Origin of the sequence: Nonomuraea sp. NPDC049480 (genome assembly GCF_044465905.1) — a bacterium.
Classification (GTDB): domain Bacteria; phylum Actinomycetota; class Actinomycetes; order Streptosporangiales; family Streptosporangiaceae; genus Nonomuraea.
Map to the genome: position 1 here is coordinate 185,589 of NZ_JBITMD010000012.1, position 25,527 is coordinate 211,115.

General features: G+C 70.9%; 24 protein-coding genes. 17 read left to right on the forward strand and 7 right to left on the reverse strand.

The genetic code is table 11. The annotated features are described in order from the left end of the window. Nucleotide 1 precedes the first annotated feature (1 nt). Both ACIBX3_RS32095 and ACIBX3_RS32100 read left to right on the forward strand, forming a co-directional pair. A complete protein-coding gene (locus tag ACIBX3_RS32095; RefSeq protein ID WP_397123497.1) occupies nucleotides 2-766 on the forward strand; it encodes an SDR family NAD(P)-dependent oxidoreductase in 765 nt (254 codons plus the stop codon). Continuing rightward, nucleotides 766-2,202 (forward strand): mannitol dehydrogenase family protein, encoded by a 1,437-nt coding sequence (locus ACIBX3_RS32100; RefSeq protein WP_397123499.1) that lies wholly within the window; start codon nucleotides 766-768, stop codon nucleotides 2,200-2,202. Before ACIBX3_RS32095 ends, ACIBX3_RS32100 begins: the two co-directional genes overlap by 1 nt. A gap of 38 nt (nucleotides 2,203-2,240) precedes the next feature. Here the strand turns inward: ACIBX3_RS32100 and pgm are convergent, their stop codons facing one another. Then, a complete protein-coding gene (gene pgm, locus ACIBX3_RS32105; protein ID WP_397123501.1) occupies nucleotides 2,241-3,869 on the reverse strand; it encodes a phosphoglucomutase (alpha-D-glucose-1,6-bisphosphate-dependent) in 1,629 nt (542 codons plus the stop codon). Between the two features lie 97 nt (nucleotides 3,870-3,966). Here pgm and ACIBX3_RS32110 point away from each other — a divergent pair, with 97 nt between their 5' ends. The 3 genes from ACIBX3_RS32110 to thrS all read left to right on the forward strand — a co-directional run bounded on the left by ACIBX3_RS32110 (nucleotide 3,967) and on the right by thrS (nucleotide 7,535). Beyond that, nucleotides 3,967-4,866 carry a TIGR03564 family F420-dependent LLM class oxidoreductase gene (locus ACIBX3_RS32110; RefSeq protein ID WP_397123503.1) on the forward strand — a complete coding sequence of 300 codons (900 nt, stop codon included), beginning with the start codon at nucleotides 3,967-3,969 and terminating at the stop codon, nucleotides 4,864-4,866. A gap of 30 nt (nucleotides 4,867-4,896) precedes the next feature. After that, nucleotides 4,897-5,502 (forward strand): glycoside hydrolase family 25 protein, encoded by a 606-nt coding sequence (locus ACIBX3_RS32115; RefSeq protein ID WP_397123505.1) that lies wholly within the window; start codon nucleotides 4,897-4,899, stop codon nucleotides 5,500-5,502. Between the two features lie 68 nt (nucleotides 5,503-5,570). After that, complete coding sequence (thrS, locus tag ACIBX3_RS32120) at nucleotides 5,571-7,535, forward strand: threonine--tRNA ligase (RefSeq protein ID WP_397123507.1); 1,965 nt, start codon at nucleotides 5,571-5,573, stop codon at nucleotides 7,533-7,535. Nucleotides 7,536-7,613: 78 nt separating this feature from the next. Here thrS and ACIBX3_RS32125 read toward each other — a convergent pair whose 3' ends face one another. After that, a complete protein-coding gene (locus ACIBX3_RS32125) occupies nucleotides 7,614-8,339 on the reverse strand; it encodes a PIG-L deacetylase family protein (RefSeq protein ID WP_397123509.1) in 726 nt (241 codons plus the stop codon). 59 nt (nucleotides 8,340-8,398) lie between these two features. On the opposite strand from ACIBX3_RS32125, the gene ACIBX3_RS32130 reads away from it, so the two are divergent. The 3 genes from ACIBX3_RS32130 to ACIBX3_RS32140 all read left to right on the forward strand — a co-directional run bounded on the left by ACIBX3_RS32130 (nucleotide 8,399) and on the right by ACIBX3_RS32140 (nucleotide 9,519). Further along, nucleotides 8,399-8,890, forward strand: coding sequence for a sigma-70 family RNA polymerase sigma factor (locus ACIBX3_RS32130; protein WP_397123511.1), 492 nt, complete (start codon nucleotides 8,399-8,401; stop codon nucleotides 8,888-8,890). A 2-nt stretch (nucleotides 8,891-8,892) separates the two neighbouring features. Then, complete coding sequence (locus ACIBX3_RS32135) at nucleotides 8,893-9,051, forward strand: hypothetical protein (protein ID WP_397123513.1); 159 nt, start codon at nucleotides 8,893-8,895, stop codon at nucleotides 9,049-9,051. 258 nt (nucleotides 9,052-9,309) lie between these two features. Beyond that, nucleotides 9,310-9,519, forward strand: a complete 210-nt coding sequence (locus tag ACIBX3_RS32140) for a hypothetical protein (RefSeq protein WP_397123515.1) — start codon at nucleotides 9,310-9,312, stop codon at nucleotides 9,517-9,519. Between the two features lie 262 nt (nucleotides 9,520-9,781). On the opposite strand, the gene ACIBX3_RS32145 is transcribed toward ACIBX3_RS32140, so the two are convergent. Beyond that, nucleotides 9,782-10,264: an Asp23/Gls24 family envelope stress response protein gene (locus tag ACIBX3_RS32145; RefSeq protein WP_397123517.1), complete on the reverse strand. Its 483-nt coding sequence runs from the start codon at nucleotides 10,262-10,264 to the stop codon at nucleotides 9,782-9,784. Nucleotides 10,265-10,341: 77 nt separating this feature from the next. Between ACIBX3_RS32145 and ACIBX3_RS32150 the strand changes: the two genes are divergently transcribed. Beyond that, nucleotides 10,342-10,872, forward strand: a complete 531-nt coding sequence (locus ACIBX3_RS32150) for an HIT family protein (protein ID WP_397123519.1) — start codon at nucleotides 10,342-10,344, stop codon at nucleotides 10,870-10,872. Here the strand turns inward: ACIBX3_RS32150 and ACIBX3_RS32155 are convergent. From ACIBX3_RS32155 to ACIBX3_RS32170, 4 genes are all read right to left on the reverse strand, one after another. Then, nucleotides 10,828-12,909 carry a hypothetical protein gene (locus tag ACIBX3_RS32155; RefSeq protein WP_397123521.1) on the reverse strand — a complete coding sequence of 694 codons (2,082 nt, stop codon included), beginning with the start codon at nucleotides 12,907-12,909 and terminating at the stop codon, nucleotides 10,828-10,830. The genes ACIBX3_RS32150 and ACIBX3_RS32155 overlap by 45 nt on opposite strands. Before the next feature lie 162 nt (nucleotides 12,910-13,071). Further along, nucleotides 13,072-13,269: a hypothetical protein gene (locus ACIBX3_RS32160; RefSeq protein ID WP_397123523.1), complete on the reverse strand. Its 198-nt coding sequence runs from the start codon at nucleotides 13,267-13,269 to the stop codon at nucleotides 13,072-13,074. Between the two features lie 131 nt (nucleotides 13,270-13,400). Beyond that, nucleotides 13,401-14,963: a glycoside hydrolase family 10 protein gene (locus ACIBX3_RS32165; protein ID WP_397123525.1), complete on the reverse strand. Its 1,563-nt coding sequence runs from the start codon at nucleotides 14,961-14,963 to the stop codon at nucleotides 13,401-13,403. A 136-nt stretch (nucleotides 14,964-15,099) separates the two neighbouring features. Continuing rightward, nucleotides 15,100-17,238 (reverse strand): elongation factor G-like protein EF-G2, encoded by a 2,139-nt coding sequence (locus tag ACIBX3_RS32170; RefSeq protein WP_397123527.1) that lies wholly within the window; start codon nucleotides 17,236-17,238, stop codon nucleotides 15,100-15,102. Nucleotides 17,239-17,384: 146 nt separating this feature from the next. Here ACIBX3_RS32170 and pgsA point away from each other — a divergent pair, with 146 nt between their 5' ends. From pgsA to ACIBX3_RS32210, 8 genes are all read left to right on the forward strand, one after another. Beyond that, a complete protein-coding gene (gene pgsA / locus ACIBX3_RS32175; protein ID WP_397123529.1) occupies nucleotides 17,385-18,008 on the forward strand; it encodes a phosphatidylinositol phosphate synthase in 624 nt (207 codons plus the stop codon). Next, a complete protein-coding gene (locus ACIBX3_RS32180; RefSeq protein WP_397123531.1) occupies nucleotides 18,005-18,928 on the forward strand; it encodes a phosphatidylinositol mannoside acyltransferase in 924 nt (307 codons plus the stop codon). The genes pgsA and ACIBX3_RS32180 overlap by 4 nt, the downstream gene beginning before the upstream one ends. Continuing rightward, on the forward strand, nucleotides 18,925-20,055 hold the full coding sequence (locus tag ACIBX3_RS32185) for a glycosyltransferase family 4 protein (protein ID WP_397123533.1): 1,131 nt from the start codon (nucleotides 18,925-18,927) through the stop codon (nucleotides 20,053-20,055). Before ACIBX3_RS32180 ends, ACIBX3_RS32185 begins: the two co-directional genes overlap by 4 nt. Nucleotides 20,056-20,063: 8 nt before the next feature. Beyond that, on the forward strand, nucleotides 20,064-20,594 hold the full coding sequence (locus ACIBX3_RS32190) for a hypothetical protein (RefSeq protein ID WP_397123744.1): 531 nt from the start codon (nucleotides 20,064-20,066) through the stop codon (nucleotides 20,592-20,594). 63 nt (nucleotides 20,595-20,657) lie between these two features. Beyond that, on the forward strand, nucleotides 20,658-21,674 hold the full coding sequence (locus tag ACIBX3_RS32195) for a DUF3048 domain-containing protein (protein ID WP_397123535.1): 1,017 nt from the start codon (nucleotides 20,658-20,660) through the stop codon (nucleotides 21,672-21,674). A 105-nt stretch (nucleotides 21,675-21,779) separates the two neighbouring features. Next, nucleotides 21,780-22,694: a pyridoxal 5'-phosphate synthase lyase subunit PdxS gene (gene pdxS, locus ACIBX3_RS32200; RefSeq protein WP_397123746.1), complete on the forward strand. Its 915-nt coding sequence runs from the start codon at nucleotides 21,780-21,782 to the stop codon at nucleotides 22,692-22,694. A gap of 216 nt (nucleotides 22,695-22,910) precedes the next feature. After that, complete coding sequence (locus tag ACIBX3_RS32205) at nucleotides 22,911-24,593, forward strand: alkaline phosphatase D family protein (protein ID WP_397123537.1); 1,683 nt, start codon at nucleotides 22,911-22,913, stop codon at nucleotides 24,591-24,593. A 45-nt stretch (nucleotides 24,594-24,638) separates the two neighbouring features. Then, on the forward strand, nucleotides 24,639-25,487 hold the full coding sequence (locus ACIBX3_RS32210; RefSeq protein ID WP_397123539.1) for an endonuclease/exonuclease/phosphatase family protein: 849 nt from the start codon (nucleotides 24,639-24,641) through the stop codon (nucleotides 25,485-25,487). The last annotated feature ends 40 nt before the right edge of the window (nucleotides 25,488-25,527 follow it).

Sequence of the window (25,527 nt, forward strand, 5' to 3'; positions counted from 1 at the left end):
CATGGACATCAACGGGACGGTGGCCGTGATCACCGGCGGAGGCACCGGCATCGGCGCCGCCGTGGCGGAGAGCCTGGCCAGGAAGGGCGCGGCGGCCGTGGTCGTCAACTACTCGCGTTCGGCGGCGGACGCCCAGGCGACCGTCTCCCGGTTGGCTGAGCTGGGCTGCAAGGCCGAGGCCATGGCCGCCGACGTGGCCGACGACGCCGCCGTGCGCCGCATGGCCGAGCGCGTACGCGACCGGTACGGGCGCGTCGACGTGCTCGTCTGCAACGCGGGCACGACCAAATGGGTGCCGTTCGCCGACCTGGAGGGGCTCACCGACGACATCTGGCGGCAGATCATGGGCGTCAACCTCATGGGCCCGTACTACTGCGCCCGCGCCTTCGCCCCCGACCTGCGGGCCGCCCGCGGCGCCGTCGTCAACGTATCCTCCATCGCCGGGATCCTCGCCACCGGCTCCTCGATCGCCTACAGCGTCAGCAAGGCGGCCCTGCTCCAGCTCACCCGCGACCTGGCGGTCGCGCTCGGGCCCGAGGTCAGGGTGAACGCCGTCGCGCCCGGCATCGTGGCGACCCGCTGGCACATCGACCGGGTGGGGGAGCAGGGCTTCACCGAGATGGCGGCCAGGGAGGAGGCCAAGGCGCCGCTGCGGCGCACGGCCCGGCCCGAGCACATCGCCCAGATGGTGACCGCGCTGGTGGAGGCCGACATGGTGACGGGGGAGGTGCTGGTGGGCGACGGGGGCCGGCACCTGGGGTACTGATGCGGCTGTCGCGGCTCGCCCTGGCCGTGGTGCCCCCGTCGGCCAGGCCCGGGATCGGGCCGGGCGAGCTGCGCACCGGGATCGTGCACCTGGGCCTCGGCGCCTTCCACCGGGCACACCAGGCGCTCTACACCGAGGACGCAGGCGACCCCGCGTACGGCGTGTGCGGCGTGACGATGCGCAGCATGGCCGCGGCCGAGCTGCTGAGGGCGCAGGACCTGCTGTACTCGGTGCTCGAACTCGACGGCCAGGACGCCTCGATCCGGGTGTGCGGCATGCTGACGGAGGCCGTGGGCCCGCAGGAGGGGATCGCCAGGATCGCCGACCCCGCCGTGCGCGTGGTGACGACGACCGTGACCGAGCCCGGCTACCGGCACGACCCGGCCACCGGGCGGCTGCGCGCCGGCGATCCCGACGTGGCCGCCGACCTGGCCGGAGGGCCGCCGCGGACGCCGGTGGGGCGGCTGGTGGCGGGGCTGCGCGCCCGCCGCGCCGCCGGCGCCGGGCCGGTCACCGTCATCTGCTGCGACAACCTGGTGGGAGGGGGCCGGCTGCTGGGCGGGCTGGTGACCGAGTTCTGCGAGCTCGCCCGCGAGGAGGGCCTGCTGTCCTGGATCGGCGACGGGAACGTCGCCTTCCCGTCGTCCATGGTGGACCGGATCGTGCCGGCCCCCACCGGCGCCGACCGGGCCGCGGCGGCGCGGCTGCTCGGTGTGGAGGACCGGGCGGCGCTGGCCACCGAGCCGTTCCGGCAGTGGGTGATCGAGGACCGGTTCGCGGGCGGGCGGCCGCCGTGGGAGCGGGCGGGGGCGGTGATCACGCCGGACGTGGAGCCGTACGAGACGATGAAGCTGCGCCTGCTCAACGGCGTCCACTCGGTGCTGGCCTACCTGGGCGCGCTCGCGGGGCTCGGCACGGTCGCCGAGGCGATGGCGCGGCCCGAGCTGGCCGAGGCGGGCCGCCGCTACCTGGAGCTCGACGCCGCGCCCACGCTCGTGCCGCCGCCCGGGACGGATCTGGACGCCTACCGGGAACAGCTGCTCGCCCGCCTGTCGAACCCGGCGCTGCGGCACCCGATCGCGCAGGTGGCCGCCGACGGCACGCACAAGCTGCCCCAGCGGCTGCTCCCCGTGATCCGCGACCGCCTCGCCCGGGGCGCCGAGCCCCGCTGGGCGGCGCTGGGCGTGGCGGCCTGGATGCGGTACGTCTCCGCGGGCCGGGCGGACGACGGCACGCCGCTGACGGTCGCCGACGCGATGGCGGCGCGGCTGGCCATGCCCGGGGCCGGCCCGCGCGAGGTGGTGGACCGGCTGCTGGGCCTGACGGAGGTCTTCGGCGAGGACCTGCGCCAGGACGGGACCCTGCGCACGCTGCTGTCGGACTGGCTCACCCGCCTCACGGCCGACGGCGCGCTCGCGACCGCCCGCACCGGCTGACAGGCCCCTGCCTCAGCGGCCTGTGCCCGCACGGCCGGTCAGCCGAGGGCGGCCGAGACCAGGGACCGGGCCTCCTCCTGGACCTTGGCCAGGTGGTCGGGGCCGCGGAAGGACTCGGCGTAGATCTTGTAGACGTCCTCCGTGCCCGAGGGCCGGGCGGCGAACCAGGCGCTCTCCGTCGCGACCTTCACCCCGCCCAGCGAGGCCCCGTTGCCGGGCGCAGACGTCTGCACCGCCGTGATCGGCTCACCCGCCAGCGACGAGGCCGTCACCTGCTTGGCAGACAGCTTCCCGAGCACGGCCTTCTCCTCGCGCGTGGCCGGGGCGTCCACCCGGGCGTACGCGGGCTCGCCGAAGCGCCCGATGAGATCCTGGTAGTGCGCGCTCGGCGATCTGCCGGTGACGGCCAGGATCTCCGACGCCAGCAGCGCCAGGATGATCCCGTCCTTGTCGGTCGACCACACCGATCCGTCCCGCCGCAGGAAGGACGCCCCCGCGCTCTCCTCGCCGCCGAAGCCGAGCGACCCGTCGAGCAGTCCGGGCACGAACCACTTGAAGCCCACCGGCACCTCGTACAGCCGCCGCCCCAGCGATGCCGCGACCCGGTCGATGATGCCGCTGCTCACCATGGTCTTGCCGACCCCGGCGTCCGACGGCCAGCCGTCGCGGTGGGCGTACAGGTAGGAGATGGCGACGGCCAGGTAGTGGTTGGGGTTCAGGAGGCCGCCGTCGGGCGTGACGATGCCGTGGCGGTCCGCGTCGGCATCGTTTCCCGTGGAAATATCGTATTTGTCGCGATTTGCAATGAGTGAGGCCATCGCGTACGGCGACGAGCAGTCCATCCGGATCTTGCCGTCCCAGTCGAGCGTCATGAACCGCCACGTGGGATCGACCCGCGGGTTGACCACGGTCAGGTCGAGGCGGTGCCGCTCGGCGATCTCCCCCCAGTACGCCACGCTCGCCCCGCCGAGGGGGTCGGCCCCGATCCGCACCCCGGCCGCCCTGATCGCGTCCAGGTCCACGACCGACGGCAGGTCGTCGACGTACGAGCCGAGGAAGTCGTAGCGCCCGGCCAGCCCCACGGCCTTCGCGTACGGGATCCGCCGCACGGCGCTCATGTCGCGCAGCAACCGGTTGGCCCGGTCCTGGATCCACGTGGTCGCGTCGGTGTCGGCGGGCCCGCCGTGCGGCGGGTTGTACTTGAAGCCTCCGTCGCCGGGCGGGTTGTGCGACGGCGTGATCACGACCCCGTCGGCGAGCCCCGACATGCGCCTCCGGTTGTGCCGCAGGATGGCGTGCGAGACCGCCGGCGTGGGCGTGTAGCCGTCACGCGTGTCGATCAGCACCTCGACCCCGTTGGCCGCGAGCACCTCCAGCGCCGACACCCGCGCGGGCTCCGACAGCGCGTGCGAGTCGATGCCCAGGAACAGCGGCCCGTCGGTGCCCTGGGCCTGCCGGTATTCGCAGATGGCCTGGCTGGTGGCCACGATGTGGTCCTCGTTGAAGGCGGTCTTCAGCGACGACCCGCGGTGCCCCGACGTGCCGAACGCCACCCGTTGGCCCACCTCGTCGGGGTCGGGATGCAGGGAGTAGTAGGACGTCACCAGCCGGGCGACGTCGACCAGGTCGGCGGGCTGAGCGGGCTGTCCGGCGCGATCGTGGGTCATGAAGGCCACTTTACAAATGCGTTCCGGCCCGGCGGATGACCGCATGGCGGCGTGGGAGGGTAGATTCGCGTCAGCCACCAGAATGGAGTTCTGTTCCATGCGTTACGGTTACTACCTCACCGAGCCGAAAGGGCCCGACCCGATCGGCGGGCTGCGCGACCAGATCGCCCAAGCGGCCGCGGACGGCTTCACCTCGGCCTGGCTCTCCAACATCTTCAGCCTCGACGCCATCACCGCCCTGACCGCCGCCGGCGCCGGCGGGCCGGCCATCGAGCTCGGCACCGCCGTCGTGCCGACGTACCCACGGCACCCGGCCGTGCTCGCCCAGCAGGCCATGACCGCCAACGCCGCCCTCGGCGGCCGGCTCGTGCTCGGCATCGGGCTGTCCCACAAGATCGTCATCGAGGGCATGTACGGCTACGACTTCGACCGCCCCGGCCGGCACATGAAGGAGTACCTCGACATCCTGATCCCGGCCAGCCGCGGCGAGCACGTCAAATACACGGGCGAGACGCTCAAGGCCGACATCAGGCTGACCACGCCGGGAGCCGGTTTCCCCGTGCTGATGGCCGCGCTCGGCCCGCGCATGCTGAAGATGGCCGGCGCCGTGGCCGACGGCACCGTCCTGTGGATGACCGGCCCCAAGACCATCGCCGACCACATCGCTCCCACGATCACGGCGGCGGCCGCCGAGGCGGGCCGCGAGCCGCCGCGCATCGTCTGCGCGCTGCCGGTCTGCGTCACCGACGACCCCGAGGCGAGCGTCCAGCGCGCGAACGAGATCTTCGCGGTGTACGGACAGCTTCCCTCGTACCGTGCCATGCTCGACAGGGAAGGCGCCGCGAACCCCGGCGACGTGGCCATCGTCGGCGACGAGGAGACCGTGCTGGCCAAGCTCGAGGAGGTGGAGCGGGCCGGGGTGACCGATTTCGTGGCCTCCGTGTACGCCAACCGGGAACGCACACGAAACCTGCTGATCGGCGCGGCGAAGGTTTGATCTGAGCACATCTCAATAAACTCCGGCAAGGTGAAGCACGTGCTCCAAGGCATCGATGTGTCCAACTGGCAGGGTTCCGTCAACTGGACCGGTCACGCCGAAGCCGGAGTGGCCTTCGCCTTCGCCAAGGCGACCGAGGGCGGCGACTACGTCGACAAGTGGTTCGCGCGAAACTGGAACGGCATGCGCGAGAGCTGGATCGTCTCCGGCGCGTACCACTTCGCCCGGCCCAAGGGCGACCCCATCGCGCAGGCCCGCCACTTCCTGGCCACGATCAGGTCGGCCGGCGGCCTGCGTCGCGGCGACCTGGTCGCCCTCGACCTGGAGGACGCCGACGGGCTGCGGCCCGAGCAGGTCGCCAGGTACGCGCGCCGCTGGTGCCACCACGTCGAGCGGCACGGCCACGTGCGGCCGTTCATCTACACGTACTTCTCGTTCGCGAACGGCGGAAACTGCGCCGGCCTGGCCGAATACCCGCTCTGGGTCGCCGGTCCCGAGCATCCCCGCGGCCGTCCCCTGGTGCCCAGGCCGTGGCGCGACTGGACCATCCATCAGTACGCCAACAGCCCGATCGACCGCAACGTCTTCCACGGGACCCGCAAGGAGCTGACAAAGCTGGGGTTTCACCCGCGATAGCATCGGTGTTCACCATCGAAGCAGCGCCGGCGCCGAGCGCGCCGGAGCGCGATCTCAAGGGAGTCACCGTGTCAGCCGAGCTACGCATCACCCTCGCCGGAGCCGAGCGTGTGGTCGCGGCCGGCACGACGGCCGGTGAGGCGCTCGAGGCCGACGGCCGCACGGTCATCGCGGCCCGGGTCAACGGCGTGCCGCGCGACCTGGCCCATCCGCTGGCCCAGGACGACGTGGTCGAGCCGATCGAGGTCTCCAGCGAGGACGGCAGGGCCATCGTCCGCCACTCCACCGCCCATGTCATGGCGCAGGCGGTGCAGGAGCTGTTCCCCGAGGCCAGACTGGGCATCGGGCCGCCCGTGGACAACGGGTTCTACTACGACTTCGACGTCAAGCAGGCGTTCCAGCCCGACGATCTCAAGCGCATCGAGAAGCGGATGCGGGAGCTCGTCAAGGAGGGGCAGCTTTTCTCCCGCCGGCCCGTCACCGACGAGGAGGCACGCGAGGAGCTCGCCGCGGAGCCGTACAAACTGGAGCTGATCGGGCTGAAGGGCGGCGCCGACGCGGAGGAGTCCGTCGAGGTCGGCGCCGGGCAGCTGACCATCTACGACAACCTCGACGCCAAGACCGGCGAGCTGCGCTGGAAGGACCTGTGCCGCGGGCCGCACGTGCCGTCCACGCGGTCGATCCCGGCCTTCAAGCTCATGCGCTCCGGCGGCGCCTACTGGCGCGGCAGCGAGAAGAACCCGCAGCTGCAGCGCATCTACGGCACCGCGTGGGAGTCCCGCGACAAGCAGGACGAATACCTCAAGCTGCTGGAGGAGGCCGAGAAGCGCGACCACCGCAAGCTCGGCGTCGAGCTCGACCTGTTCAGCTTCCCGCCGGAGCTGGGCAGCGGCCTGCCGATCTTCCATCCCAAGGGCGGGATCATCCGCAAGGAGATGGAAGACTACATGCGCAGGCGGCAGGCCGAGGCCGGCTACGAGTTCGTCAACACGCCGCACATCACCAAGTCGTCGCTGTTCGAGACCTCGGGACACCTTCCGTGGTACGCCGACGACATGTTCCCGGCGTTCGAGCTGGAGGGCATCGAATACCGCGTCAAGCCGATGAACTGCCCGATGCACAACCTGATCTTCCGGGCGCGCGGGCGTTCTTACCGCGAGCTGCCGCTGCGGCTGTGCGAGTTCGGCTCGGTCTACCGCTACGAGAAGTCCGGCGTGGTGCACGGGCTGACCCGGGTGCGCGGCATGACGCAGGACGACGCGCACATCTACACCACCCGCGAGCAGATGGCCGACGAGATCAAGTCGCTGCTCAGGTTCGTGCTCAGCGTGCTGCGCGACTTCGGCCTGACCGACTTCTACCTGGAGCTGTCCACCCGCGACGACTCCGACAAGTTCATCGGCGACCCGGCCGAGTGGACGGAGGCCACCGACGCGCTGCGCCAGGTGGCCACCGAGTCGGGGCTGACGCTGGTGGACGACCCGGGCGGTGCGGCCTTCTACGGCCCGAAGATCTCCGTGCAGGCCAAGGACGCCATCGGCCGCACCTGGCAGCTGTCCACCATCCAGCTCGACCTCAACCAGCCCAAGCGCTTCGGCCTCGAATACCAGGCGGCGGACGGCAGCCGGCAGACCCCGGTGATGATCCACCGGGCGTTGTTCGGCTCCGTCGAGCGCTTCCTCGGCGTGCTCACCGAGCACTACGCCGGCGCCTTCCCGCCCTGGCTGGCGCCGGTGCAGGTGGTGGGCATCCCGATCGCCGACGCGCACGTGCCCTATCTGCAGGATGTGGCCAAGAAGCTGCGCGAGTCCGGCGTCAGGATCGACGTCGACGCCTCCGACGACCGCATGCAGAAGAAGATCCGCAACGCGCAGAAGGCCAAGGTGCCCTTCATGCTGCTGGCCGGTGACGACGACATCGCCAACGGGGCGGTCTCGTTCCGCTACCGCAGCGGCGAGCAGAAGAACGGCGTGCCGGTGGACGAGGCGATCACCGAGATCGTCAACGCCGTGGAGCGCCGCATCCAGGTCTGACGGCGCGTGGGACGGGGCGGCCGAGGGTGATGAGCTGGAGGACGCCCGTCCCGGTCTTCCCGACGCAGAAGCGGTGAATCAACAGGGAAACAGGCGGAATGTAACGGCGGGGCGGCCGCCGAACCGCTTCGCCTCCTCCCGGGCGTAGGTCTCGATGAGGTCGCGCGCGTACGCCTCGGGGTCCTCGGTGGTGAGGGCCTCGATGTAGGCGCGGTGCTCCATGAGGGAGCGCACGCCGCGCTCCAGGCCGTCGGTGACGTCCACGGCGTGGGTGGGGGAGTCGGTGCCGGCGACGGCGACCCAGCGGACGCCCTTCCAAGGCGCGGCGTCGGTGTCCGGAAATATCCATCGATTGCCGGCGTCGCCGGCGGCGTCCAGCACCGCCCTGCCGACCGCCCGGTGATCCGGCGTGTTCCAGTACGTGCCGCCCCACGTGTCGTCCGGGTTCAGGGTGATCACGAGCTCCGGGCGGTGCCTGCGGATGGCGGCGGCGATGTCCCTTCGCAGCGTGAGGCCGTATTCGATCACCCCGTCCCGGTGGTCGAGGAACTCCACGCTCGTCACCCCCACCACGGCGGCGCTGGCCCGCTCCTCGCGCTCGCGCGCCGGGCCGCTCTCGGCGGGTTCGAGCGTGTCGATGCCGGCCTCGCCCCTCGTGGCGATCACGTAGGCCACCTCGCGGCCGGCGTCGGTCCAGGTCGCGATCGCGGAGGCGCAGCCGTACTCCAGGTCGTCGGGGTGGGCGACGATGGCCAGGGCGCGCTGCCAGTCGCCGGGCATGGGCTCGAGCTGATCAGTGGTCATGGACCTCACCTTAGACAGCGGCGCGCGGCACTGACATGGCCGCCGGCAAGGAGGAGCCGATGGGGCGGCGGGACGACGTGGTGGCGGCCGTCCGCGCCGGTGACCGGGCCGGGTTCGGCGCGCTGGCCGAGGCGTACCGGCACGAACTGCACGTGCACTGCTACCGCATGCTGGGCTCGTACACCGACGCCGAGGACATGGTGCAGGAGACGCTGCTGCGGGCCTGGCGGCGGCGGGAGACGTTCGAGGGGCGCGCGACGCTGCGGGCCTGGCTCTACCGCATCGCCACCAACGCCTGCCTCGACCTGCTGTCCGGGCCCGCCCGCGCGCGCGAGGTCGCGGCCGGCGCGGGGAGCGAGCCGGGCTCGCCGCTCGCCGACGTGCCATGGCTGCAGCCCTACCCCGACCGGCTGCTCGACCTGGCCGCGCAGGGCGAGCCGGACGCGGTGACCGTCGCGCGCGAGACGATCGAGCTGGCCTACCTCGCCGCCATCCAGCACCTGCCGCCGCGCCAGCGAGCCGTGCTCATCCTGCGGGACGTGGCCGGCTGACGATGCCCCCGGCCGCACTGGTGTACGACGGCCGCACTGCCATCCTCGACATGTGGCGGCCCGTCATGACCGGGCCGGAGGCGTGGGGGACATGGAAGGCCCTGGAGACGCGGGCCAACCGCAGACCGGCCGTCGCCAACTACGTTCGCCGCACCGGGTAGTCCCGCTACACCGCCGTCAACGTCGACGTGCTGCGGATCGAGGACGGCCTGATCGTCGAGATCACGACGTTCGGCACCGAGCTGCACGCCGCGTTCGGCCTTCCCGAATTTCTGTGACATCGCCGATTCCTTCCGGCGGGCGCCGCCGTCATACGGGCGTACACCCCTTCAGGAAGGAATCGATCATGACCGAGTACGCGCAGCGGCAGCCCGACGCCCAGCTCAAGGCCCTGGACCGGCTGGCCGGCACCTGGCGGGGTGACCGGCGGCGCCCCGGGCACCGTGACCTACGACTGGATGGAGGGTGGCTTCTTCCTGCTCCAGGACGTGGATCTGGTGCAGGACGGGCAGCCGATCAAGGGAATGGAGATCATCGGCAGGGACATGCCGTTCGGCGCCGACAAACCGGGCGAGGACATCAAGTCCCGGTACTTCGACAGCCAGGGCAACACGCTCGACTACGTGTAGGAGCTGGAGGGGGACACACTGACCATCTGGGGCGGTGAGAAGGGCTCGCCCGCCTACCACCGTGGCACCTTCACGGCCGACGGCAAGACGGTCAGCGGCGCCTGGGTGTACCCGGGGGCGGCGGCTACCCGTCGGAGATGACCCGCGTGGACTGATCGCCCACCGGCCACCGCGGGGCCGGGCTCCGCTCCGGCGGGCGGCGTGAGGGGGCGACGCCCGCCGCGCCCGCCGTGGCCCCTCCCGTGGCGTGAGAGGTCCTGCGTCAGGTGGGCATGAGGGCGGGGTCCTCGGCGGCCGGGTCCTCGGCGGGGGACGGGCGGACCTCGCCGGGCATGCGAACGTCGTCCACCGTTACGTTCACCTCCATGACCCGCATGCCGAGCATCCGGCTGACGCTTCTGGCCACGTTGGTCTTGACCTCCGCGGCGACCTCCATCACCACGTGCCCGTACTCGACCACGATCGTCAGGCTCACGGCCACCTGGCGGTCGTGGATCTGCGCGCTGACGCCCTGGTTGCCGCGCCGAGCCCCGATGCCGATGCGGTCGCGTACGGACTCGAACGCCCGCGCCAGGTCGCCGCCCATGTCGGCGACCCCGGCCACCTCCAGGGCCGCCAGGGCGGCGACCTTCTCCACCACCTCGTCGGCCACCTTGATGCGTCCCTTCACGGTGGCACCAGGCGTGTAAGCGGGGACCGGGCTGTCGGCGGGCGGGACGGGGTGCTCGGCTAACGCGTCACTCATCACGGCCTCCTGTAGGCGAATGCTCAGGATTGTGCCGGAAGAGCATGCCGTTTGTCCGTGGTCCTATGCTGCTAGTTATGCACGATCAGGCAGGGGCAGGGACCCCGGACAACTTCGACCGTCTGTGGACCCCGCATCGCATGGCCTACATCAAGGGCGAGAACAAGCCGACGGGCACCGGCCCCGGCGACGGGTGCCCGTTCGACGCGATACCCAAGATGAGCGACGAGGACGGCCTGATCGTCGCGCGCGGGGAGAAGGTTTACACGGTGCTCAACCTTTACCCGTACAACTCCGGACACCTCATGGTCGTCCCCTACCGGCACGTGTCCGACTACGACGAGCTGCTCCCGGACGAGCTGGTGGAAATGGGGGAGTTCACCCAGAAGTCGCTGCGTGCCCTGCGCAAGGCGAGCGGCGCGCAGGGCTTCAACGTCGGCATGAACCTCGGCCACGTGGCGGGCGCGGGCATCGCCGCGCACCTGCACCAGCACGTGGTGCCCCGCTGGGGCGGCGACACGAACTTCATGCCGGTCGTCGCCCAGACCAAGGTCCTGCCGCAGCTACTTCGCGACACGCGCCAGCTGCTCGCCGACGCCTGGGACTGACTCCTCCCGCTGGGTGAGCACGCCGATTCCGGTGGCCAGCAGCAGCGGCACGGCCAGTGCCAGCGCCATGGACAGCACGGCCGCGCCCGAGTCGTTGACCAGCATCCCGACCACGCCGCTGACCAGCGTGCCGATGAGCCCGGCCCGCAGCGCGGGAGAGTGCTCGAACGCCGCCGGCACCACGCCGGCCGAGGCCTGCTCGGGCCGCAGGATCGCGTACACGAGGAACGCCACGGCGACGATCACGATCGGCATCAGGTTGGGGTTGAGCAGCGTGCCGAGCATGGCCATCAGCTTGCGCCAGATGACGTCGACGGCCTCGCCGTTCAGCACCTGGCCCACGAACCTGCCCAGGTGCGTCTGCTCGTTGGCCGGCTTGAGGTAGTTGATCCAGGCGAATGTCATCACGATCACCCCGCCGGCGACGCAGAACAGGCCCAGCTTCACCAGCGACACCCGCTTGCCCGACAGGATGAGCGCGGTCACAGCGATGCCCGGCACGAACGCGATGACGCCGCCGAAGTCGCTGCCCATCCCGGAGCCGCCGAGCACCATCGCCGCCGCCCCGAGCCCGACGATCGCGGCCAGGCCCACCTTGCCCGGCCAGCGGTGCGCGATGGTTGTCGTGGCCAGCAGCGTCCCGGTGGCCAGCAGCGCGAACGGGATGTTGCCCAGCCCGAAGTAGCGGGCCCCCTGCTCGGCGCTGTAGCCCATGAAGCTGTTGAGCTGGAGCGTGGTGCCGGTGAGCAGGTCGCCGGCCAGGGTGAGCGCGGTGACGCCGGCGACCACCGCCAGCGGGCCGAGCGGCCTGCGCCGCCAGGGCCCGGCCAGCGCCACCACGGTGATCGCGGCCCACCAGGCCAGCATGGCGCCGAACAGCTCGAGGTGGGTGGCCCACGGCAGCAGGTTGACCAGGAACGAGGTGACGGGCAGAGCGGCCAGGGCCACGGCGGCCACGCGTACCCAGGGCAGGTGCTTGCGGCGGCGCAGCAGCAGGAACGCCAGCACGTAGAACAGGACCTGCAGGACCGCCAGGGCCGTGAAGTATTGCCCCTTCGCCGAGCGCATGGTCTGGGCGGTGGCGTCGGCGCGCTGGAGGCGTTCGAACGTGGCGCCGGCCTCGCCGACCCGCATCGGCACGCCCACGACCGTGGCGGGCACCGGCACGCCGAGCTCGGTCAGCGTGGTCGAGGTCAGGTCGGGAAGGATCGAGATGTCGTCGCGGCGGGTGGAGGCGGCGCCGAGCAGACGGCCCTGCGCGCCCGGCTCACGCAGCGCGGCCACCCGCAAGTGGGGCACGGAGCCGTGGTCGGACAGGCCTGCGAGCAGCACCGTCGTGTCGGCGGGCAGGACCGACAGCAGCGCGCCGGCCTTGGCGTCGGCCAGGCGCAGCGCGTCGCGCCGCTGCGCGACGGTGAGCCGCTCGGGCACCTTGGGCAGTTTGTCTTCGGCGGTCAGGTAGGGGCGGACGAGATCGTCCACGTCCATGGCGATCATCCGGCACTTCTCCAGGTCGGGAGTCTTCACCTGGAGCGGCGAGGCGTGGTAGTGCTGCACCGCGCCCTGCCGGTCGGCCAGCGCCAGCGCGGCGCCCGGGCCGATGGCGATCGAGCACTGGCCGGCCGTCTTCAGCGACTCGCCCAGGACGCCGGCGTTGCGCTGCCCGGCCACGTCGATGAGGTAGCGGTAGTCGGGGACGACCGCGCCCTCGCCCTGGACCTCCGGCATCGGGGGCGCGCCGCAGCTGTAGCCGACAGCCGACCTGGTGCCCGCCGACACGGTCAGCCAGCCGTCGTAGGGGCAGGTCACGTTGCCGACCGTACGGACCGACAGGGAGCCGATCGCGCTCGCTCGGGCCAGCTCCCACAGGTTGGGCGTATCGGCCTGGGTGAGGTCGTTCCAGTGCAGCCCGGACACCCCGATGAGCGCCACCCGGCCGGTGCCGTCCTCCGCCCGGGCCTCCGCCCCGGCGGACGGCACATGGCCGAGCAGCAACTGGCCGAGCAGCACGGCCAGCACGATTACCGCGCGCCTCACCCCGATGACCTCCCGCTGTCGATGATGTCCGTGGCACGCCGGAGCAACGGCGCGTCCCGGCGCCACAGGCTCCGACTACCCTCTCACGAAGCGGAAGTACTCGGATGCGCCTTCGCGGTCGCGAGCAGCGCACGGGCGCCGCGGGAGCGGGCGGCCCGATGGTCAGGCCCGGACGGGTGTGAGCCAGGGGCGGTAGCGGTCGTCGCGGCCGTGCACGACGGCGCGCGTGTTGTGGGGGCGGGCTGCCGGTGTGGGCGCGGCTTGCTGGACCAGGCGGTGGCCGGGCTGGTCCGCGCCTGGGCCGAGCTCCGGATTACCCGCGACGAGAGCCGCACGGGCGCCTCCCAGCCCAGGCGTCATCCGGTCTGCGACGTGCCGGCACCCGCGGGCGGGACGAAGGGCCGACCGGAAACGGCCGGCCCTCGGATCGCGGACGATGGTGCCGAAGACGGGGCCGGTGTGGTGGGCGGCCCCGGCGGGTCAGGCGTGGATCAGATCTCGTCCACCCTCACCTTGACCGGCTTGCTCTCGTTGTGCAGGCGGTCGAGCGAGGTGATCAGATACGTCCCCGCCGCCTTGGCGGTGAAGGACGGCCCGGCGACCACGGCCACCAGGTTGCGGGCGTCCGTGCCCTGGCAGTTCTTGCCGGACTTCGGCACCTGGTAAACGGCGTACGCCCGGGCCCCCTCCGAGGCGGTCCACGTGAGCGTCGTGCCCGAGGCCTTGGCACCCGCAGGCTTGGCCGGGGCCTGGCCGCCGCGGTCCTTCATCAGCGGCAGCAGGGCAGGACGGCCGTAGTGGTCCTTGGCGACCCGGTCCATCGCGCCCAGCGGGTTGGTGAGCAGTTGCTTGGCGCTGAAGTAGACGTCGCCGTCCACCTGCCGGTACTTCCGGTTGAGCGTCAGGTGCGCCGACATCTCGCCCGGCTTGGTCCAGGCCTTGTCGTCCTTGGCGCCGACCCGGTAGAGGGCCTGCCCGATGTACAGGTGGACGTCGGAGTCCTTGACCGCCCCGGCCCACCACGGCGCGAGCGCCTTGTAGTCGGCCGCCTTGAAGCCGCGCGACCAGTAGAGCTGCGGCATCACGTAGTCGACGGTGCCCGCGTCGATCCACGCCTTCGCGTCGGCGTAAATCGAGTCATAGGCGGACATGCCGTTGGTGTTGGACCCGGACGGGTCGTTCGACTTGTTGCGCCAGATGCCGAACGGGCTGATGCCGAACTTGACGTGGGTCTTCCGCTCGTGGATGGCCTTGTCCACCTCGGCGACGAGCGTGTTGACGTTGTCGCGCCGCCAGCCGGCCAGGCTCTTGCCCTTGCCGTACTTTGTAAAGGCGGCCTTGTCGTTGAACTGCCCGCCCTCACCCGGATACGGGTAGAAGTAGTCGTCGAAGTGCACCCCGTCCACGTCGTAGCGGTCCACGACGTCCGAGATGACCTTGACGACGTGCTCGCGCACCTGCGGCAGGCCCGGGTTGAAGTAGACACGGTCGCCGTACTTGACCGTCCAGTCCGGATGTTGCCGAGCCGGGTGGGCGGCGGGGAGTTTGGCGACGTTGGCGTCGTACGAGGCCCGGTACGGGTTGAACCAGGCGTGGAACTCCAGGCCGCGCTTGTGCGCCTCCTCGATGAGGAACGGCAGCGGGTCCCAGCCGGGGTCCTTGCCCGCCTTGCCCGTCAGGAACTGCGACCAGGGCTCGATCGACGACTTGTAGAGCGCGTCGGAGGCGGGTCGCACCTGGACGAAGACGGCGTTGAGGTTGCGCCTGGCGGCGCTGTCGAGGATCTTGACGTACTCGGCCTTCTGCCGCTCGGCGGACAGGCCGGTGCGGGAGGGCCAGTCGATGTTCTTGACGGTGGCGATCCAGACGCCCCGAAGCTGGCGCTTCGGGTAGCGGGCGTCGGGCTTGCAGGCGGCCACGGGGGCGGCTGCGGTGGTCGTCTTCTTCTCGCTCGCTGCGGGGCTCTCGGTGGCACCGGGGCCGAACATGTAGGCGGCGGTGGTGGTGACGACGGCGAGGGCTGCGGCGGCTAGGAGTGGGCGTCCAGTTCGCATAGTGCCACCCAGTGTGACACCTGCTCGCAGATGCTCGGGACGGAAAACGCAACAAAGCCGTGATTGTTTTGTGATATAAGCGCACAGCTGGGCCGGGAGGGACCAGATTTCCCTCCCGGCTCCTCAGCTCCGCCGCTCAGTCCGTCGCCGCCACCTTGCCTGCGAGGTTCGGCGGCAACGGCTCATAGCGCAGGAACGAGCGTGTGAAGGTTCCCGTGCCGTGTGACATGGATCTCAGGTCGATGGCGTACCTGGTGATCTCCAGCTCGGGCACCTCGGCCTTGACCAGCGTGCGGCCGGCGCCGACGGGCTCGGTGCCGAGCACCCGCCCGCGCCGTGACGACAGGTCGGACATCACCGATCCGACGTGGTCGTCGGCGACGAGCACCGAGATCTCGTCCACCGGCTCCAGCAGCAGGGTCGGGACCTTCGCCGCCGCCTCCTTCAGGGCCAGCTGGCCGGCGATCTGGAAGGCCATGTCGGAGGAGTCGACCGAGTGGGCCTTGCCGTCGTACAGCGTGACGCGCACGTCGACCATCGGGTAGCCGGCGACGACGCCCCGCTCCATCTGGGCGCGCACGCCTTTCTCCACCGACGGGATGAACTGCCGGGGCACCACGCCGCCCACGATCTTGTCCACGAACTCGAACCCGGTGCCGGACGGCAGGGGCTCGACCTCCAGGTGGCAGATCGCGTACTGGCCGTGGCCGCCGGTCTGCTTGACGTTGCGGCCCATCGCCTGGCACTTGCCGCCGAACGTCTCGCGCAGCGGCACCCGCAGCTCGATCCGCTCGACCTCGACGCCGTGCCGCTTGGCCAGCCGGTCGAGCAGCACGTCGGTGTGGGCCTCGCCCATGCACCACAGGACGAGCTGTCGGGTCTCGGCGTTGTTCTCCAGCCGCAGCGTCGGGTCCTCGGCCACCAGCCTGCCGAGGGCCTGCGACAGTTTGTCCTCGTCGGCCTTGGACTTGGCCCTGATCGCCACGGGCAGCAGCGGCTCGGGCATGGCCCAGGCGGTCATGAGCAGCGGCCGGTCGACCTCGGACAACGTGTCGCCGGTCTCGGCCCGCGACAGCTTGGCCACGGCCACGACGTCGCCCGCGGCTCCCTTGGCTATGGGGCGCTGGTGCTTGCCGAGCGGGCAGGTCAGCGTGCCGATGCGCTCGTCCACGTCGTGGTCCTCGTGCCCGCGGTCGGCCAGGCCGTGCCCGGACACGTGGACGGTCATGTCGGGGCGGAGCGTGCCGGAGAAGACGCGGACGAGGCTGATGCGGCCCACGTACGGGTCGCTGGTGGTCTTGACGACCTCGGCCACCAGCGGGCCGTCGGGGTCGCAGGCATTGACCTTGACCGGTTTGCCGGACAGGTCGGTGATCTCGGGAAGCGGGTGTTCGAGGGGCGAGGGGAAACCCTGGGTGATGACCTCGAGGATCTCCTGCGCGCCGACGCCGAGCCCGCTGCACAGCACCGGGTAGAAGCTGCCGCGTGCGACGGCCTTCTCCAAGTCCTCGATGAGAACCTTGGTGTCGATCGGCTCGCCCTCGAGGTACCTCTCCATGAGCGTCTCGTCTTCGCTCTCCTGGATGATGCCCTCGATCAGGGAGCCGCGGTACTCCTCGATCTGCGCTTCGTACTCCGCGCCGGGGTCGTTCTCGGTGCGGGAGCCGGTCGCGTAGTTGTAGAACTTCTGGGTGAGCAGCCCGATCAGCCCGTTGACGTGCCCGTTGGTGATCACCGGCAGGTAGAGGGGCGCCACGCCGTCGCCGAAGACGTCCTGGCAGGTGGCGAGCACCTCGTCGAAGTCGGCCCGCTGGTGGTCGATCTTGGTGATCACGACCGCCCGCGGCATGCCGACCTGGGAGCACTCCTCCCAGAGCATCTGGGTGAGCCCGTCGATCCCGTCGGAGGCCGACACCACGAACAGCGCGGCGTCGGCCGCGCGCAGCCCGGCTCGCAGGTCGCCCACGAAGTCGGCGTAGCCCGGGGTGTCGAGAAGGTTGATCTTGATGCCGTTGTGCACCAGGGGCGCCACGGCGAGGTTGACCGACCGCTGCTGTCTGACCTCGACCTCGTCGAAGTCGCTGACCGTGTTGCCGTCCTCCACCCGTCCCGGGCGTTGAATGGTGCCCGTGGCGGCCAGCAGCTGCTCGACGAGTGTCGTCTTACCCGCTCCTGAGTGGCCGACCAGCACGACATTGCGTATCGCATCCGCCCTGTCGGCCGCGGGTGCCCTGCCCGCGGCTCCCACGGCGCCGCCTGAACTTCTTTCCGCCACATCAGCCTCCAGCGTTGGTAGTAGGTTTCCCAACGCCGCGCCCGCGCGGAAGGTGACAGAAACCGCATGGACGCGGTGTGTTCACCAAATACCCGTGTGGCGGATATCACAAGGGGGGCGGGGCAAAGAAAGTTGTCAGGTCTGTGATGGCCTACGATCGGACGGCGATGCTCAAACTCCTGCGCCCGGCCATGACCCGGATACTCACACCGCTGGGCAGGGCCCTCGTGGGCCGCGGGATCGGCCCGAACGCCATCACGGCGATCGGCACCCTCGGCACCGTCGTGTCCGCCCTGACCTTCTTTCCCCTGGGCCAGCTGACCTGGGGCGCCCTCGTGATCACGGTCTTCGTGCTGTTCGACCTGCTGGACGGCGTGGTGGCCCGGCTCGGCGGGAAGGGGGGCAGCACCTGGGGGGCGTTCCTGGACTCGACGCTCGACCGGGTGGCCGACGCCGCCATCTTCGCGGGCCTGATCTTGTATTTCGTCTCCGAAGGCGACACGCTGATGGCCTCGGTGACGCTGGTCTGCCTGATCGCCGGCGCCCTGGTCTCCTATGCCAAGGCCAGGGCCGAGGGGCTCGGGCTCACGGCCGACGTCGGGCTGGCCGAGCGGCCGGAGCGGCTGGTCGTGGCGCTGGTCGCGGCCTGCTTCTACGGGCTCGGCGTGCCGTACGTCCTCCCGGCGGGGATGTGGCTGCTCGCGGTCGCCAGCGTGATCACCGTTGGGCAGCGGGTGTGGCACGTGTACGAGCAGACGAGGGAGAGATGAGCGAGAAGGCGTCGTTCGGCGATCGCGTCGTGGCCGCGGGCTTCGCGGCAGGCTGGAAGCTCGTGCCGCTGCTGCCCGAGCGCCCGACGGCCGCGGTCTTCCGGCTGCTGGCCGACCGGGTGTGGGCCAGGCGGGGCAAGTCGGTGCGCCGGCTGGAGTCCAACCTGGCCAGGGTGACCGGCCTGGACGTCGGCAGCCGTGAGCTGCGTGAGCTCACCAGGGCGGGCATGCGCTCGTACTTCCGCTACTTCCACGAGGTCTTCCGGCTGCCGTCGATGCGGACCGAGGAGGTCGTGCGCCGCACCCACGTCATCGGCGCCGAGCACGTCCACGACAACGTGGCGGCGGGGCGGGGCGTGGTGCTGGCGCTGCCGCACATGGGCAACTGGGACCAGGCCGGAGCGTGGCTGGTGGGCGTGGGGCATCCGTTCACGACGGTGGCCGAGCGGCTCAGGCCTGAGTCGCTGTTCCGCCGGTACGTCGCCTTCCGAGAGGGGCTCGGCATGGAGGTGCTGCCGCTGACCGGCGGTGACGGCCACAACTTCGCCACGCTGGCCATGCGGGTGCGCAAGGGCGGCGTGGTGTGCCTGCCGGCCGAGCGCGACCTGACCAAGAGCGGCATCGAGGTGCGCTTCTTCGGCGCCACCACGAAGGTGCCCGCGGGACCGCCGCTGCTGGCGGTGCAGACCGGGGCGGCGCTGCTGCCGGCGACCGTCTACTTCGTGGGCGACGACTGGGGCATCCACATCCACGAGGAGATCCCGGTCCCGGAGGAGGGTACCCGGCAGGAGAAGGTCGCGGTGGTGGCGCAGCGGCTGGCCGACGTGTTCGAGAAGGGGATCTCCGAGCATCCGGAGGACTGGCACATGTTGCAGCGGCTCTGGCTGGAGGACCTGCCGCTCCAGAGGGTGGGCCCATGAGGGTGGGCCTCGTGTGTCCCTACTCGTGGGACATGCCCGGCGGGGTCAAACAGCACATCGACGACCTGGCTCAGGCGCTGGTGGCGCAGGGGCACGACGTGTCGGTGATCGCGCCGGCGGCCGACGACGTCGAGTTGCCTCCTTACGTGACGGGGGCGGGCCGGGCGGTGCCGGTGCCGTACAACGGGGCGGTGGCCAGGATGTCGTTCGGCTTCCTGTCCGCGGCGCGGGTGCGCCGGTGGGTGCGTACGGGCGAGTTCGACGTGCTGCACATCCACGAGCCGCTGATCCCGAGCCTGGGCGTGCTGGCCTGCTGGGCGGCGAAGGGGCCGATCGTGGCCACGTTCCACGCGTCGTGGTCGCGCTCGCGGGCGATCGCGGTGGCCGAGCCGCTGCTGCGCAGCGCGCTGGAGAAGCTCAGCGGCCGCATCGCGGTGTCGGACGCGGCGCGCAAGAGCCTGGTGGAGCAGTTCGGCGGCGACACGGTGCTGATCCCGAACGGCGTGACGGTCTCCCGCTACACCGAGGCCGAGCCGCTCGACGGGTGGGGCCCCGACGGGGCGACGATCGGTTTCCTGGGGCGGATGGACGAGGAGCGCAAGGGGCTGCCGATCCTGCTGGAGGCGTTCGCGACGCTGGCGGCCCGGCGGCCGGAGGTGAAGCTGCTCATCGCGGGACCCGGCGACGCCAAGGAGGTCTACGAGCGGGTGCCCAAGCGTTTCCACGACCGGGTGACGGTGCTGGGCATGGTGAGCGAGGCCGACAAGATCCGCGCCTATCACTCGGTGGACGTCTTCTGCGCGCCGAACACGCGCGGGGAGAGCTTCGGCATCGTGCTGGCCGAGGCGATGGCGTCCGGGGCGACGGTCCTGGCCAGCGACATCCCGGCCTTCCGCAAGGTGCTGGGTGAGGGGCAGGCGGGCGCGTTGTTCGCCAACGGTGACCCGGAGTCGCTGGCGCGCGAGGCGGCCGCGCTGCTGGACGCGCCGGAGCGGCGGTCCAAGCTGGCCGCGGAGGCGCTGGTGGCGGTCAGGAAATACGACTGGTCGACGGTGGCGCGCGACGTCGTTCGCGTCTACGAGACGGTCACCACGAGCGGCGCCGGGCGGGTGGAGGAGGACCTGTGACGTCCACGATGGTCGTGCTGATCGTGGGCATCGTCGTGGTGCTCATGGCGGTGTACGTCTCCTGGCGTGCGGGGCGGCTGGACCGGCTGCACATCCGCCTGGAGCTGGCCCGCGAGTCGCTGGAGGCGGCGCTGATGCGGCGCCGGGCGGTGGTGCTGGAGCTGGCCGGCTCGCGGCTGCTGGACCCGGCCACGTCGCTGGTGCTGGCCGCGGCCGCGCACGAGGCCAGGATCGCCGGTCCGGAGGAGCGCGAGCACGCCGAGAGCGACCTGTCGCGGGCGCTGCGTGCGGCGGTGGACCAGGAACGGTTCAGGGAGAAGCTGTCGGAGGCGCCGGGCGGCGGCGATCTGCTGGAGGAGCTCGACACGGCCGTGGCCAAGGTGGTCTACTCGCGGCGCTTTTACAACAACTCGGTGTCGGTCACGCGTGCGGCGCAGCGCCGGTGGCTGGCGCGGACACTGCGCCTGGCGGGGCACACCGAATACCCCGAATTCTTTGAGATTGATGACAATCCGCCTGCGACTATGGCAACTGAATGACCTGATTTGGGGAAGCCAGTAAGCTTCATCCCGTTTTGCGGGCTGAAGCGAGGAGAGTTACACGTGCGGCTACCCCGGATCATCACGGTCACGCTGGCCGGAGCGGCCGTCCTGCTCCCCGTCACGGCCTGCTCCTCCGATGAACCCGCTCCGGGCCAGGCGCCGCAGGCCTCCACGGCGGCGCCCAGCGAGGAGCCCACCGAGGCCGCCCCCGGGCACCCGTTCACCGGGCAGCCGTACGAGGAGCTCAAGCCGGTGGTCGCCGTGAAGATCGAGAACACCGCGGCCGGCAAGCCGCAGCTCGGGCTCAAGAGCGCGGACATCGTCTACATCGAGCAGGTCGAGGCCGGGCTGACCCGGCTCATGGCCATCTTCTCCTCCAGGCTGCCGGCCAAGGTGGGCCCGGTCCGCAGCGCCCGCATCTCCGACCTGCACCTGGCGGCGCAGTTCGGCAAGCCGGCCTTCTCCTACTCGGGCGCGCAGACCAAGATGCTGCCGCTCATCGCCGAGGCGTCGCTGTTCGACGTGGGCGACACCCGCAACCCCGGGGCGTACTTCCGCCAGCCGGGCCGCTTCGCCCCGTACAACCTGTTCGCCAACAGCAAGCAGCTGGTGGCCAAGGCGCCCAGGGCGAGCAAGGCCAAGGACATCGGCTTCACCTTCGGCGAGGCCCCGGCAGAGGGCGGCGTGGAGCGGAAGTCGTACACCGTCAAGTGGCCCGCCGCGCGCTTCACCTTCGCCTGGTCGCAGCAGCAGAAGAAGTGGATGATCTGGCAGGACGGCAAGAAGGACATGGCCGCCGAGGGCGGCCAGCTGGGCGCGCCGACGATCGTGGTCCAGTACACCAAGACCGAGCGCTCGCAGTTCCACGACAAGAACGACAGCTATACGCCGCTCGTGCACACCACGGGCAAGGGCAAGGCGATCGTGCTGCGCGACGGTAAAGCTTTCAAGGCGAACTGGGAACGGGAATCGGAGAAGGACGGCACGACGTTCACCACTGAGAGCGGCGAGCCGATGAACTTCGCGCCCGGCCAGGTCTGGGTGGCCCTCGCCAGCCGCAAGCCCGTCATCCCCTGAGAATTTCCCGGTAAGTCCTGACATAGTGGCATGTCGGGAGAGAGGTCTTTCAGGACCTACGATGGGCTTGATAACTTACCGATTCGCCGTTGAGAGCCCGTGAGGATGACCGTGTCCAGCAGCACGCCAGAGAACACCCCCGTCACCGGAAGCGCCCGCGTCAAGCGCGGCATGGCCGAGATGCTCAAGGGCGGCGTCATCATGGACGTCGTCACCGCCGAGCAGGCCAAGATCGCCGAGGACGCAGGCGCGGTCGCCGTCATGGCGCTCGAGCGCGTGCCCGCCGACATCCGTGCGCAGGGCGGCGTGTCCAGGATGAGCGACCCCGACATGATCGACGGCATCGTCGGCGCCGTGTCGATCCCCGTGATGGCCAAGGCCCGCATCGGCCACTTCGTCGAGGCTCAGGTGCTGCAGTCGCTCGGCGTCGACTACATCGACGAGTCGGAGGTGCTCACCCCCGCCGACTACGCCAACCACATCGACAAGTGGCAGTTCACGGTGCCGTTCGTGTGCGGCGCCACCAACCTGGGCGAGGCCCTGCGCCGCATCACCGAGGGCGCGGCCATGATCCGCTCCAAGGGTGAGGCGGGCACCGGCGACGTGTCCAACGCCGTCACCCACATGCGCACGATCCGCGGCGAGCTCAAGCGCCTGGCCTCGCTGCCCGAGGACGAGCTGTACGTCGCCGCCAAGGAGCTGCAGGCGCCGTACGAGCTGGTCGCCGAGGTCGCCAAGACCGGCAAGCTGCCGGTCGTGCTGTTCACCGCGGGCGGCATCGCCACCCCGGCCGACGCCGCGATGATGATGCAGCTCGGCGCCGAGGGCGTGTTCGTGGGCTCGGGCATCTTCAAGTCCGGCGACCCGGCCAAGCGCGCCGCGGCCATCGTCAAGGCCACCACCTTCCACGACGACCCCGACGTCATCGCCAAGGTCTCGCGCGGCCTGGGCGAGGCCATGGTCGGCATCAACGTCGACGAGATCCCGCAGCCGCACCGCCTGGCCGAGCGCGGCTGGTAGACCCGGCGCGCCGGCGCAGGTCACGGGCCCGCCCGCGTGAGAAGATCGCGTCGGCGGGGTGTGCCACGCGGCCGGGGGACATGGCGAAAAGTGCCGAATTTGGCGACATCCGCGAAGGATGTCGCCTTTTTCGTGTTGTGTGGTGTTCACCGCGTAGTCATGATCCTGAGTCAGGCTACGGGGCGTCCCTCACCCTGATCGTCCCAGGAGCCACACGTGTCCAAGCTGAACCGCCGGCATTTCCTCGTGACAGGGTTAGCGGCAGGCGCCGCCGCGGCCATCCCCGCCGGGGCCGCGCACGCCGGCGAACCCGATCCCGCCGCCGAGACCGCCCAGACGCTGGCCTCGCGCGGGCTGCGTACCGACCCGTTCACCTTGGGCGTCGCCTCCGGCGACCCCGACCACGAGGGCTTCGTGCTGTGGACCAGGCTCGCCCAGGAGCCCCTCGCCGAGGACGGGCTCGGCGGCATGCCGCAGCGGCCCTTCCCGGTGCTCTGGCAGGTGTACGCCGACGAGCGCGGCCGCCGCGTCGTCCGCTCCGGCGTGACCGTGGCCGCGCCGGAATGGGGCCACAGCATCCACGTAGAGCTCAAGAACCTCAGCTCCGACCGCGAGTACTGGTACCGCTTCCGCGTCGGCCCGTACGTCTCCCCGATGGGCCGCGCCCGCACCGCCCCGCACCCTCTGTCGTACGGCGGCGCCCTGGCCATGGCGTTCGTCTCCTGCGCCCAGTACGAGCACGGCTTCTTCACGTCCTACCGCCGGCTGGCCGACGAGCACCCCGACCTGATCCTGCACCTGGGCGACTACCAGTACGAGTACACCAAGAACACCTACAACATCCCCGGCGGCAACATCCGCCACCACGAGGGCCCTGAGACCGAGACGCTGGCCAACTACCGCCAGCGCCACGCCCAGTACAAGGCCGACCCCGACCTGCAGGCCGCGCACGCCGCCGCGCCGTGGCTGGTCGTGTGGGACGACCACGAACTGGACAACAACTGGGCCGACGAGATCCCGGAGAAGCCCGAGGTCCCGCAGCCGAACTTCCTGTCCCGCCGCGAGGCCGCCTTCCGCGCCTACTACGAGAACATGCCGCTGCGCCGCTCCTCCATCCCGCGCGGCATCGACATGCAGCTCTACCGGCGCATCCGGTGGGGCCGGATGGCCACCTTCCACATGCTCGACACCCGCCAGTACCGCGACGACCAGGGCTGCGGCGACGGCTACAAGGACTGCCCGGCCTCGATCGACCCCGCCCGCTCGATCACCGGCGCCGAGCAGGAGGCCTGGCTCCTGGACGGATTCCGGCACTCGCGGGCGCAGTGGGACATCCTTGGACAGCAGGTGTTCTTCGCCCAGCGTGACAACAACGCCGGCCCCGCCAAGGTCACCAGCCAGGACGCCTGGGACGGCTACGTCGCCTCCCGCCGGCGCATCACCCAGGGCTGGCTCGACGCCCAGGTGCGCAACCCCGTCGTGCTGACCGGCGACGTGCACGCGCACTGGGCCAGCGACCTCAAGCTCGACTACGACGACCCGACCGGGCCGTCCGTGGGCTCCGAGCTGGTGGCCAGCTCGATCTCCACGGGCGGCAACGGCGCCGACTCCGACCCGTCCGCGCATCCGTTCCTGAAGATCAACCCGCATCTGAAGTTCTACAACAACCAGCGCGGTTACGTGCTGACGAAGATCGAGCGCGAGCAGATGACGGCCGACTTCAAGGTCGTGCCCCGGGTCACCGAGCCCGCGGCCGAGGTCTACACGCGGGCCACGTTCGTCATCGAGGACCGGGCGCCCGGGGTGCAGCAGACGTACCTGAGGCCGCTCGACCCGACGATGCGCAGCCAGGGGATGACCGTGGAGGAGACGGTGCGCCTCGAGACCGAGCGTCCCTAGCGGATCGCGTGCCCGGCCGCGCAGCGGCGGCTAGACTGTCCGATCATGGTGGGACAGGTCCTGCTGCTCGTGGCCGGGTTGCTCGCGGCCCCCGCGCCTACCGACCTGTCCGTGATGACCTGGAACGTCTGCACCGGCACCAACTCCGACTGCCCTTTCTACCGCGCGGGCCCCGTCGAACTGGCGAACACCATCGGCACGTATGCGCTCAACCAGCCGATCAAGCCCGACGTGATCTTCCTGCAGGAGTTCTGCACGGGCGCCGACGGCGCGCTGGAGCTCTGGCTGGAGCAGCGCACCGGCCGGAAATGGACGATCGGCTCGTGGGGCCTGGTCTCCCACGACGGCTCCCCGTACGCCTGCCACCCCGACCGCCTCGGCCGCCCGCGCGGCGCCCAGAGCATCGCCGTCGCCGTGGCCGGCGAGGCCACCTTCGCCGTCCATCCCCTGCCCGCGCCGCCGTGGTTCGTCAAGCGCGCCGCCCTCTGCGCCACCATCCCCGCCAGGAAGGTCCACGCGTGCGGGACCCACCTGTCCTCCGGCGCGCAGTACGACGACCGCCGGCCCGGCGCCCCCTACCGGACCCGGCAGATCAGGCGCCTGCTGGAGATCGCCGCCAAACCTGGGCACCGGACGGTGCTCGGCGGCGACCTCAACGTCGCGCCACCCGACAGCGGATACGGCAGCGCCGCCGGCCGCCGCGCCGTCGCGCCGGTCTACCGGGCGTACGAGGAATGCGACCAGCGCGGCCGGCACCGCACCGGCCGCCGGACGCGCGAGGACAAGAAGCTCGACTACCTGTTCGCCCCCAAGGGCACGGTGCGGCGCTGCCACGTCGAGCGCGACGTGACCCTGTCCGATCACAAGCCCGTCTACGTCAAGCTGACCTGGTAGACGCGGACTGCGTCCGCTGCCTGCGGCGGGCGGCTGAACG

Coding starts and splice junctions, on each gene's coding strand:
- ACIBX3_RS32185 (WP_397123533.1), top strand. CDS start 18,925: ATGAGGGTGGGCCTCGTGTGTCCCTACTCGTGGGACATGCCCGGCGGG.
- ACIBX3_RS32145 (WP_397123517.1), bottom strand. CDS start 10,264: ATGAGTGACGCGTTAGCCGAGCACCCCGTCCCGCCCGCCGACAGCCCG.
- ACIBX3_RS32135 (WP_397123513.1), top strand. CDS start 8,893: ATGCCCCCGGCCGCACTGGTGTACGACGGCCGCACTGCCATCCTCGAC.
- pdxS (WP_397123746.1), top strand. CDS start 21,780: ATGACCGTGTCCAGCAGCACGCCAGAGAACACCCCCGTCACCGGAAGC.
- ACIBX3_RS32125 (WP_397123509.1), bottom strand. CDS start 8,339: ATGACCACTGATCAGCTCGAGCCCATGCCCGGCGACTGGCAGCGCGCC.
- ACIBX3_RS32130 (WP_397123511.1), top strand. CDS start 8,399: ATGGGGCGGCGGGACGACGTGGTGGCGGCCGTCCGCGCCGGTGACCGG.
- pgm (WP_397123501.1), bottom strand. CDS start 3,869: ATGACCCACGATCGCGCCGGACAGCCCGCTCAGCCCGCCGACCTGGTC.
- ACIBX3_RS32095 (WP_397123497.1), top strand. CDS start 2: ATGGACATCAACGGGACGGTGGCCGTGATCACCGGCGGAGGCACCGGC.
- ACIBX3_RS32160 (WP_397123523.1), bottom strand. CDS start 13,269: ATGACGCCTGGGCTGGGAGGCGCCCGTGCGGCTCTCGTCGCGGGTAAT.
- ACIBX3_RS32150 (WP_397123519.1), top strand. CDS start 10,342: ATGCACGATCAGGCAGGGGCAGGGACCCCGGACAACTTCGACCGTCTG.
- ACIBX3_RS32190 (WP_397123744.1), top strand. CDS start 20,064: ATGGTCGTGCTGATCGTGGGCATCGTCGTGGTGCTCATGGCGGTGTAC.
- ACIBX3_RS32100 (WP_397123499.1), top strand. CDS start 766: ATGCGGCTGTCGCGGCTCGCCCTGGCCGTGGTGCCCCCGTCGGCCAGG.
- ACIBX3_RS32180 (WP_397123531.1), top strand. CDS start 18,005: ATGAGCGAGAAGGCGTCGTTCGGCGATCGCGTCGTGGCCGCGGGCTTC.
- pgsA (WP_397123529.1), top strand. CDS start 17,385: ATGGCCTACGATCGGACGGCGATGCTCAAACTCCTGCGCCCGGCCATG.
- ACIBX3_RS32110 (WP_397123503.1), top strand. CDS start 3,967: ATGCGTTACGGTTACTACCTCACCGAGCCGAAAGGGCCCGACCCGATC.
- ACIBX3_RS32210 (WP_397123539.1), top strand. CDS start 24,639: ATGGTGGGACAGGTCCTGCTGCTCGTGGCCGGGTTGCTCGCGGCCCCC.
- ACIBX3_RS32165 (WP_397123525.1), bottom strand. CDS start 14,963: ATGCGAACTGGACGCCCACTCCTAGCCGCCGCAGCCCTCGCCGTCGTC.